Below are 9,868 nucleotides of genomic sequence, written 5' to 3'. Positions count from 1 at the left end.
CGGGCCCCGCCCGGCCCGCGGACCGGAACGGGGCCAGGAGCCGGACCGCGCGCCCCCGGGGCCGTCGTCACACTCCCGTCGCCCCGCGGGCGGGGGCGAGGACGGGCCCTACGACCCCAGCGGCAGCGCCGCCGGCTCCAGCAACCGCACCGCGACGTCCGGGGCGAACCCGCTGTCGTGCGCGACCCGCCGGGCGAACTCCGTGACCCCGGCCAGCTGCCGCTCGCCGAGCGAGAAGTCGAGCGCCTCGCTGAAGTACCGCTCCAGCACGTCCGCCCCGATGGTCTCCCAGCGGGCGGCCTGCTCGGCGACCTTGGTGGCCTCCACCAGCGACAGGTCGCGGGACTCCAGGAAGGCCCGGTGCACCGCGGCGGTCATCTCCGGGGCGCGCTCGGCGAACTCGCGCCGCACCGCCCAGACCGCGAAGACGAAGGGCAGTCCGGTCCACTCCTTCCACATCTCGCCGAGGTCGTGGACGGTCAGCCCGAGGTCGGCGGCCTGCCCGAGGTAGGCGCGCAGGGCCGGGTCGCCGATCAGGACGGCGGCGTCGGCCTCGGCGAGCATGGAGCCGAGGTCCGGCGGGCAGCTGAAGTAGTCCGGGCGCACGCCCTCGCGCTCCTCCAGGAGCAGCCGGGCGAGCCGTACGGAGGTGCGGCTGGTGGAGCCGAGGGCGACCCGGCGGCCGTCGAGGTCGGCGAGCGGCACCTTGCTCACGATCAGGCAGGACATCACCGGGCCGTCGCTGCCGACCGCGATGTCCGGCAGGACGAGCAGGTCCTCCGCGTTGCGCAGGTACTCCACGCAGGTGATGGGGCCGATGTCCAGGGCGCCGTCGACGAGCTGGTCGCTCAGCTTCTCCGGGGTGTCCTTGGTGAGATCCAGATCGAGCAGGTTGCCGGTCCTGGCGAGCCCCCAGTAGAGGGGGACGCAGTTCAGGAACTGGATGTGGCCGACCCGCGGCCTGACCGGGGTGTCCTGCCGGGGCTCCCGCGTCCGCGCGTCCGGTGTTCGTGCTTCCGGTGCTGCCACTGCGCCGCTCCCTTGCTGTTCGTGCCTCCCCGCAGCGTATGCCTGCTGTCGGCGTTGGCTCGCACCGGCCACCCGACACGCCTTCACGCGCCGCCGGCGGGCCTTTCCGCGCCCGCCCCCACCCTGACGAACGGCCTGACGCACGGCCTGACGCACACCCTCCCGACCGGCCGACGGCCGCCCGGCAACCGACCCGGCGAACACCCGCAACAGCCTTGCGCCCGGCCCCTGTGAGCGCCTCAGGACCGCCCTACGACACGCGCCTTCCATGCCGTAAGTGACCTCTGGTCGTCACAGCGGCCGCATGCTAGCGTTGCCCTCAGTTGCAGTTTGATTCCCCTTGCAGTACTTGAAGCCTGCGGAGCATGTAACCGCAGGCTTTTTGTAGTTTTTCAGCAATATCGAAAAATTTCGGACACGTCCGGAGGCAGGGCGATCAGCGCAGCGGACCGGGTGCCACACGGTGTGGCCCCCGACACGCCTCGCAAGGAGAACGGCATGGCCACGGGAACCGTCAAGTGGTTCAACGCTGAGAAGGGCTTCGGCTTCATCGCCCAGGAGGGCGGCGGCCCGGACGTCTTCGTCCACTACTCCGCCATCAACGCGAACGGCTTCCGTTCGCTGGAGGAGAACCAGGCGGTCACCTTCGACGTCACCCAGGGCCCGAAGGGCCCGCAGGCGGAGAACGTCACCGCTGTCTGACCATCCTCTGATGATCTGATCGCTCGTGGACCCCGACGGGTCCGCCGGCGGCTCCCGACAGCCGCCACCATGAGCACAAGAGCAGTACCCAAGGGGGCCCGCCCGTCCGGCGGGCCCCCTGCCTTTTTGCGAACGCCTTCCGGCCGAACTCCACTCGAACGTCACTCGAACATCGAACGGGTGGTTCGGGCCGGGAAGTTCGGGTGCGGAGAAAAGGAATGCGGAAAGGGCCCTCCCCCGTCACCGGGAGAGGGCCCTTTCCGTCCGGTCGATCGGACGTCCCCTCTGGCGTCCGATCGGGCATTCGGCCCCCGGCTGAGCGGCCGGACCGGAGGCCGAACGAGCCTCAGGCCGCGGCCGTGGCCGCTCCGCCCTGGGCGGCGACGACGGCCGGCTTGGCGTCCTCCTCGTACAGGTCCCCGGACGGGTTGTTGTACGCGGCGACGTCCAGGATCTTCTCCCGGGCGGCGACCACGATCGGCACGACGACCTGGCCGGCGACGTTGGTCGCGGTGCGCATCATGTCCAGGATCGGGTCGATGGCGAGCAGCAGGCCGACGCCCTCCAGCGGCAGGCCCAGGGTGGACAGGGTCAGCGTCAGCATGATGATCGCGCCGGTGAGGCCCGCGGTGGCGGCCGAGCCGACCACCGAGACGAAGGCGATCAGGATGTAGTCCTTGATGCCCAGCTCGATGTTGAAGACCTGGGCGACGAAGATCGCGGCGACGGCCGGGTAGATCGAGGCGCAGCCGTCCATCTTGGTGGTGGCGCCAAACGGCACGGAGAAGGACGCGTACTCGCTCGGGACGCCGAGGCGCTCGGTGACGCGGCGGGTGACCGGCAGGGTGCCGACCGAGGAGCGGGAGACGAAGGCCAGCTGGATGGCGGGCCAGGCGCCCTTGAAGAAGTGCAGCGGGTTGAGCCCGGCGGCGAAGCGCAGCACCAGCGAGTAGACGACGAACAGCACCAGCGCGCAGCCGAGGTAGATGTCCAGGGTCAGCGTGGCGAAGGGCTTGAGCAGGTCCCAGCCGTACTTGGCGACGGACTTGCCGATCAGGCCGAGGGTGCCGAGCGGGGAGAGCCGGATGACCCACCACAGGGCGGTCTGGGTCAGCTCCAGCACGGACTCGCTGAGCTTGAGGACCGGCTCGGCCTTGGCGCCGAGCTTGATGATCGCCGCGCCGACCACGACCGCCAGGAAGACGATCTGGAGCACGTTCACCTTGGCGAACGAGTCGACGATGTTGGTCGGGAAGATCCCGGTCAGGAAGTCGATCCAGGTGCCCTTGGAGTCGAGCGCCTTGAGGCCCTCGGTCTTCAGGTTGGTGCCCTCGCCCGGGTTGGTCAGCAGGCCCAGGCCGATGCCGATGCCGACCGAGATCAGCGAGGTGATCATGAACCAGAGCAGCGTGCGGGTGGCCAGGCGGGCCGCGTTGGTGACGTTGCGCAGGTTGGCGACGCTCACCACGATCGCGGTGAACACCAGCGGCGGGACGGCGACCTTGAGCAGCTGGACGAAGATCTTGCCGATCGTCTCCAGGGTGGTGGCCAGCCAGGAGATGTCGGCGGCGCGGGCCAGGTAGCCGAGGCCGACGCCGAGCACGAGGCCGGCGACGATCTGCACCCAGAAGGGCGTCTTGCGGATGCGGGCGAGCACGGACGGCGACGAGGTCGCCTCGGGCGCTGTGGACATGGGGGAGCGTCTCCGGGGGAGGGCGTTGCTGACGGTGAGGTGGGGGCGGAGCAGGCGGCACGGCGCGGGGCCGGACGAAGGGGTCGGCCCCCGGTCAGGGGCGTGCCGCCGCGGTACAGCTCGGGGCGGTACAGCGCATGGCGCGGCAACGGCCCATGGCGCGACAACGGCGCGGACTGTCCACAGCACCGGTCAGAGCACACGGGCGGGCGGCGCCGGGCAGCGGGCCCGGGCCGTGCATCCGCAGTGCGTCTGAGGCTGTCATGGCCGATACGTTAGCAGCAAAGGTTTGAGATGTTCAAAGTACTTGTTTGAGGTCACGGAGAGTTCCTGCCCACCCGAACCCCGCCGCGAACCCGCGCTCCGGACACGAACGAAGCTGACGCCCCATCAGATCGACTCGATAGCCCGATTGACCGCTGAGCGGTTATACGTATAACTTTGGCGGCGTCCCCGACCCTGCCTGCCCACCCGGAGAGGACGCCGATGGGCTACCTCGCCCTGCTCCGTGCCCCGCACGTCACCCGCCTGCTGTTCGGCACCCTGCTCGGCCGCCTGCCCGCCGGCATGACCGCCCTCGTCATCGCCCTCGCGCTGCGCGACGCCGGAGTGGCGTACGGCCGGGTCGGACTGGCCACCTCCTGCTACGCGATCGCCGCCGCCGTCGGCGGGCCGGTGCTCGGCCGGATCATCGACCGCACCGGACAGCCGCGCGTCCTGCTCGCCTCCGCCGTGGTGGCCGGCGGCGGGTACGCGCTGCTCGCCCTCGCCCCCGGCTCCGCGATCGGCGCGCCGGTCGGGGCCGCGATCGCCGGCCTCGCCATGCCCCCGCTGGAACCCTGCCTGCGCTCGCTCTGGCCGGACGTGGTCGAGGAGAAGCAGCTCGACACCGCGTACGCCTTCGACTCCGCCTCCCAGCAGATCCTCTACGTGGCCGGCCCGCTGGCCGTCGCCGCCATCTCCGGACTGTTCAGCCCGGTCGCCGCGCTCTGGGTGGCCGCCGGACTCGGACTGGCCGGCGCGCTGATCGTGGCCACCACCGGACCCGCCCGGTCCTGGCGCGCCCCGGCCCGGGAACAGTCCGCCGGACTGCTCGGACCGCTGCGCTCCCCCGGGCTGGTGCTGCTGCTGGTCGGACTGGCCGGGGCCGGCTGGGCCGTCGGCGCGCAGAACGTGCTGTTCATCGCCTACGCCGAACGGAACGTCGGCGCGCTGCCCGGCGGCGGAGGCACCCTGCTCGCCCTGGCGGCGCTCGGCGGCCTGCTCGGCGCACTCGCCTACGGCGCCGTCAGCTGGCGGCAGACCACGGCCACCCGCACCTGGATGATGGCCCTCGCGATGGCCGCCTCCTACCTGCCGCTGATCGCCCTGCCCGGGCCGTACCCGATGGCCGCGCTGGCCTTCCTCTCCGGGATCATGCTGGCCCCGCTGCTGGCGGCGGCGTTCGTACTGGTCGCCGAACTGGCGCCGACCGGCACCGTCACCGAGGCCTTCGCCTGGCTGGTGACGCTGTTCGCCACCGGCAACTCGCTCGGCTACGCCGTCTCCGGCAAGCTCGCCGAGGACTCGCTGCGCCCGGTGGCCCTGTGCGCGGTGGGTGGCATCGCGCTCGGCGGGCTGCTGCTGTTCGGTGCCCGGCGCTGGTTCCACCCGGCGCCGGCCACCCCCGCCGAGCAGCCCGTCCCGGTGGGCTGACCCGCCCCCACGAACGACCGCGCCCGCCGGTGGTCTGGCCGGCGGGCGCGGTCTTTGTCCTTCCTGTCCTTCACCTACGGGTGATCAGCCACGCGCGGTCAGCTGTGGCGGCCCCGACGGCGCCGGGCGACCACCGTGAACAGCACGCCGAGGCCCAGGGCGGCGGCACCGAGAGCGGCCGGCAGCAGACCGGGCCCACCGGTGTGCGGCAGCTCGCCGCCGCCCCGGTCCGGGGACGGCCGCTGCGGATCCTGCGACGGCGCGCCGGGCTCACCCGTGCTCGGGGGCTCGCTCGACGACGGGCCGTTCGAGGGGCCGTCCGACGGACCGCCGGTGGGGCCGTCCGACGGCGAGGTCGAGTCCGTCGGTGCCGGCGGCGTACTCGTGGGCGTACCCGTGGGCGAACCGGTCGGCGTCGGCGAACCCGTGGGGGACGGCGAGTTCGTCGGAGTCGGCGACGAGGTCGGCGTCGGCGAACCCGTCGGAGTCGACGTAGGCGTCGAAGTCGGGGTCGCAGTCGGGGTCGCAGTCGGAGTAGGCGTAGGCGTAGGCGTAGGCTCGTCCGCCGGCACCAGCCCCAGGTCCAGGCTCAGGTCCCGGGCCCCGCCCGACAGCCGTACGGTCTGGGTGGTCCCGGTGGCCGGGTCGGCGTCCGAGTCCCGCGCCGGGTCCTTCCCCGCGTGCCGCGTGGTGGCCCTGGCGCCCGCCGGAGCGGTCGTCAGGTCGAAGCGCACCGCGTACTCCCCGTCCGGCAGCTTGTCGAACAGGTAGTTCCCGTCCGCGTCCGTCACCGTGGTGACCGGCTTGCCCAGCTTGTCCCGGACCGGCTGTCCGGTCCCGTCCAGCAGCTCGACCCGGACGCCGGGGACCCCGTTCTCGCCGGGGTCCTGGACGCCGTTGCCGTCGCGGTCGGCCCAGACGTGGTCGCCGAGCGCGTTGTCCGGCGGCGCGGGCGCCTGGACGCCGACGCCGACCTTGGCGGGCTCGGCCGGCAGCAGCGGGCTGCCGGTGGAGTCGGTGGCGGTGTAGGCGAAGCTGTTCCACGCGAAGTCGGCGTTGCCGGCGTCCACCGAGGCGACCATCGGCCAGGTCAGGGTGAACAGTCCGCCGGACGGCAGGGTGCCCGGCCGGCTGACCTTGAACCAGGTGGTGTTGCCCGGCCCGGGGAAGTCGGTGCTCCACTTCGCGTTCGCGTCGCACGGCCCGGGCACGGTGATCGGCCCGGTCGGGCAGGGGTTCGGCGAGGTGGTGTACTCGATCGCCACGGTCGGGTCGCTGGAGGTCAGCGGCCGGGTGAGCGAGGGCGTCCAAGCGGAGCCGCGCGGGACGTCCGGGCGCAGCAGGTAGGAGTCGCCGGGGGTGGGCAGCTTGTCGTACGCGACGAAGTCGGTGACCGGGTCCGGCGAGTCGTTGCGGACGGTCAGCCGGTAGGAGAGGCCGCCGCCGGGCGTGGTGGTGCCGGTGGTGGCGTAGTCCTGGTCGAGGTCGCCCTTGACCTCCTTGAAGGAGCGCAGCACGGCCGGGACCTGCACCTCGACCCGGGAGGAGGCGTGGCACATGGTCTCGGTGGTGTTGCCGTCGCCGTCGAGGTCGTGGGTGTCCGGGACACCGCTGTCGGTGCCGAAGTAGGAGCAGGCGACGGGTTCCCCGGCGCCCTCGGTGGTGACGTACGCGTCGTTGGTGAGGGTCCCGGGCCTGGCGCTGCCGGCCACCTGGACGTCGATCAGGGTGCGGTAGGCCCGGTGGTCGTCGAGGTAGGTCATGTCGGGCGCGCCGGCCGGCCAGGTCAGCTTGAGCAACTGGCGGCCGTCCGGTCCGGGCAGCACCTGGACGGAGCTCGGGGCGACGGACTCCGGGTAGCCGGGGTCGCGCCGGGCGCTGCCGTCCTGGTAGACGAGGCCGGGCGGCAGCAGGTCGTACATCACCAGCGGGGTGCCCAGGGTGCGGCCGGTGCGGTTGTACGGGGTGAGCTGGAAGGTCGCGATGCCGCCGGGGGCGAGGACCTCGCCGGAGACGGTGGTCTTGGCGGCGCCCAGGTTGGTGGCGGCGGAGACGGTGGTGTCGGCGCAGGCGTTCGCCGAGGCGGTGGCGCCGGCCGCGTCGGTGCCGGTCACGTCCACGCAGTTGTGCAGCGGGCCGGGGGCGGTGCGGCCGTCGTGGCCGGGGGTGACCACCTGGGAGAGCACCTGGACGGCGTTGCCGGGGCTCCAGCCGGTGGGGACGGGGCCGTTCCACTCGAAGCGCAGCCCGTCGAGCCGGCGGCCGGCCGGGAGGCCGAGCACGTCGTTCGCCGGGTTCCCGGCGCCTTCGGCGAAGGTGATCCGGCGGCTGCCCGAACCGTCGAACGGCTTGCCGGGGGTGAAGGTCCGCCAGGTCGGGTCGCCGTCGAGCCGGTACTGGAGGGTGAGGCCGATGGTGGCGGGGTTCCAGGCCTCCAGCTGGATGGACTGGGGGATCAGCCAGTTGTAGAGGCCGGTGGTGGTGCCGCCGCCCGGGTCGGTCATCACCAGGCGGGTGACGGGGCCGGCGGTGTTGACGGCGTGGAGGCTGAAGGAGGCGATGTCGCCGGAGACCACCTGGTCCTGCCAGACCTTGGAGGCGGTGACCTGGATGCCGGTGGTCGGCGGCTTGAAGACCGGGGACACGGCGGTGGCGTCGGACAGGTCGCGCATGCCCTCGGGGCCGAGCGGGTCGCCCTGCAGGACCACCGAGTTGGTGGAGGTGGTGCCGCTGGGGAACGCCGGGTCGGGGTAGTTGACGACCAGGACGCCGGGGTTGCGGCAGCCGGCCTGGCCGTTGCCGGCCCGGAAGGCGCCGATGTCGAACACCCAGCGGTCGGGGTTGCCCGGGTCCTGGGTCCAGCCGGGCGAGCGGCCGGTGTCGACGACGGCGCCGGGCGGCAGGGTGTCGACCAGCCGGCTCGCGTCCAGGTCGACGTTGGGGACGCCGCTGGTGGAGCAGGCGCTGAACTGGTAGGTGACCGAGCGGCCGTCCTGGCTGCTGGTCTGGACGCCCTTGGTGACCTTGTAGTCGGGCTGGACGACGGCGCCGGTGGTGGCGGAGCCGGACTGCTCGGGCTCGCCGTCGGCGGTCAGGGTGGCCGAGTTGACGGCCTTGGTGCCGTTGGGGGTGGTGAAGTTGGGGAACCTGAGGACGACCTTGACGGTCGCGGTGGTCCCCGGGGTGAGGGTGAGGAGCCTGATGTCGAGGGTGCCGCCGACGGTGCCGGCCGCCGGGACGGTCGAGCCCGCGACGTCGACGGTGCTCGCGTCCGGGGTCCAGCCGACGAACTCCATCCCGGCCGGGAGGGTGTCGGTGATCCGGCCGTTGGCGCAGTCGGTGACGGAACAGGTGTAGCGCAGGGTGTAGGTGACGTTCTCGCCGGGCGCCGCCGTCGGCTTGTCCACCGTCTTGGTGAAGCCGACGGCCGCCTGGGCCGTCGGGACGGTGAGGGTGCCGGTGAGCAGCGTGCCCGCGAAGAGGCCCAGGGCGGTGGCCATCCGGCCCGCCTTGGACGAGGGTGAGGGTATTGATCGGAGCGTCCGCATCCTGGAATCTCACCCTCTGTTAATCCGAATGGAGGTACGGCGCGAGAGTAAATGAGGATTATTCACCCGATTGGAGCAATTCTGAACGCGTCCGAGGGGCTTCTGTGAGCCAGCTGAGGGCCATACGGGGGCAATCCGGACGGAGCGGCGCCACCCAGTGGTGACGGACCGTGATCAGACCGTCGAAGCCGAACCGGCCGGCGCCGTGGAGGCGCGCAGCACCAGCGAGGTCGCCAGCGGCGCGACCGGCGCCACCCGCTCCCCGCGCAGCAGGGCCGCCAGCGCGGCCGCGCCCGCCCGGCCCAGCTCCTCGCCCGGCAGGTCGACGGTGGTCAGCGGCGGGGCGAGCAGCGCGGCCACCGCGACGTTGTCCATGCCGACCACCGACAGGTCCTCCGGCACCCGCAACCCAAGCTCCGCGGCGGCCTGGTAGACCCCGGAGGCGACCACGTCGTCGTCGCAGAGCACCGCGCGCGGCCGGTCCGCCCGCTCCAGCAGCCGGCCCGCGACGGCCCGCGCGGCCCGATGTCCGTCGTTCAGACTCACGCCCAACTCCACCACCTCCAGGCCGAGTTCACGGACGGCCTGCTCGAAGGCGGCCTGCCGGACCCGGAAGGTGTACGCGGAGTGGCTGGAGCGCAGCCGGCCGATCCTGCGGTGGCCGAGCGCGGCCAGGTGCTCGACCGCGGCGCGCATCCCGCCGGCCACGTCGAGTTCGACGGTCGGACGCGCCCGGTCGGTACCGGGGTCGGCGTCCAGGAAGACGGCGGGGGTGTCGGCGGGCAGCTCGCCGAGCTGGCTGTCGTCCGGGGAGCAGATCAGCAGGCCGTCGAAGCGGCCCGCGGTGGCGGCCTCGGCGAGGGTGGCGCTGCCCCAGCCGGAGCTGACCACGACGGCCAGGCCGTTGCGGCCGGCCTCCTCGTGGACGCCTTCCAGCACCCGGCCGAAGAACGGGCCCTGGAGGTTCGGCACGGCCAGCAGGATCATCCCGCTGCGGCCGAGCCGCAGCTGCCGGCCGGCCGCCTGCGGGCGGTACCCGAGGCTGCGGGCGGCCTCCCGGACCCGCTCCCGGGTCGCCTCGGAGACCCGTCGGCCGGCCTCGGCGCCGGAGAAGACCAGGGAGACGGTGGCCTGGGAGACCCCGGCGAGCCGGGCCACGTCCCGGCCGGTGGGCCGGCGGACGGGGGCCGGCCAGGTGCCG

6 protein-coding genes are annotated in these 9,868 nt (G+C 72.9%); 2 read left to right on the top strand and 4 right to left on the bottom strand.

Annotation, left to right across the window (positions count from 1 at the left end; genetic code table 11):
- Positions 1–108 precede the first annotated feature (108 nt).
- Positions 109–1,029, bottom strand: a complete 921-nt coding sequence (locus AE652_RS26000; RefSeq protein WP_049655679.1) for a menaquinone biosynthetic enzyme MqnA/MqnD family protein — start codon at positions 1,027–1,029, stop codon at positions 109–111.
- A 498-nt stretch (positions 1,030–1,527) separates the two neighbouring features.
- On the opposite strand from AE652_RS26000, the gene AE652_RS25995 reads away from it, so the two are divergent.
- On the top strand, positions 1,528–1,731 hold the full coding sequence (locus tag AE652_RS25995) for a cold-shock protein (protein WP_045692393.1): 204 nt from the start codon (positions 1,528–1,530) through the stop codon (positions 1,729–1,731).
- A gap of 346 nt (positions 1,732–2,077) precedes the next feature.
- Here AE652_RS25995 and AE652_RS25990 read toward each other — a convergent pair whose 3' ends face one another.
- Entirely contained in the window at positions 2,078–3,424 is a 1,347-nt protein-coding gene (locus AE652_RS25990) for a dicarboxylate/amino acid:cation symporter (RefSeq protein ID WP_049655677.1), read from the bottom strand.
- A gap of 486 nt (positions 3,425–3,910) precedes the next feature.
- Between AE652_RS25990 and AE652_RS25985 the strand changes: the two genes are divergently transcribed.
- Positions 3,911–5,119, top strand: a complete 1,209-nt coding sequence (locus AE652_RS25985) for an MFS transporter (protein WP_049655675.1) — start codon at positions 3,911–3,913, stop codon at positions 5,117–5,119.
- Between the two features lie 98 nt (positions 5,120–5,217).
- Here AE652_RS25985 and AE652_RS25980 read toward each other — a convergent pair whose 3' ends face one another.
- Both AE652_RS25980 and AE652_RS25975 read right to left on the bottom strand, forming a co-directional pair.
- Positions 5,218–8,619: an SdrD B-like domain-containing protein gene (locus tag AE652_RS25980; protein WP_049655672.1), complete on the bottom strand. Its 3,402-nt coding sequence runs from the start codon at positions 8,617–8,619 to the stop codon at positions 5,218–5,220.
- 222 nt (positions 8,620–8,841) lie between these two features.
- Positions 8,842–9,868: LacI family DNA-binding transcriptional regulator (locus AE652_RS25975; protein ID WP_049655670.1), on the bottom strand; the 1,027-nt coding region annotated here is incomplete at its 5' end.

Origin of the sequence: Kitasatospora sp. MY 5-36, from assembly GCF_001182915.1 — a bacterium.
In the GTDB taxonomy this organism is placed as follows: domain Bacteria; phylum Actinomycetota; class Actinomycetes; order Streptomycetales; family Streptomycetaceae; genus Kitasatospora.
This window is presented reverse-complemented; position numbering and strand designations above follow the sequence as displayed.

Bases quoted from the DNA above. Each gene is read 5' to 3' on its own strand.
- AE652_RS25985 (WP_049655675.1), top strand. From the start codon at position 3,911: ATGGGCTACCTCGCCCTGCTCCGTGCCCCGCACGTCACCCGCCTGCTG.
- AE652_RS25980 (WP_049655672.1), bottom strand. From the start codon at position 8,619: ATGGCCACCGCCCTGGGCCTCTTCGCGGGCACGCTGCTCACCGGCACC.
- AE652_RS25995 (WP_045692393.1), top strand. From the start codon at position 1,528: ATGGCCACGGGAACCGTCAAGTGGTTCAACGCTGAGAAGGGCTTCGGC.
- AE652_RS25990 (WP_049655677.1), bottom strand. From the start codon at position 3,424: ATGTCCACAGCGCCCGAGGCGACCTCGTCGCCGTCCGTGCTCGCCCGC.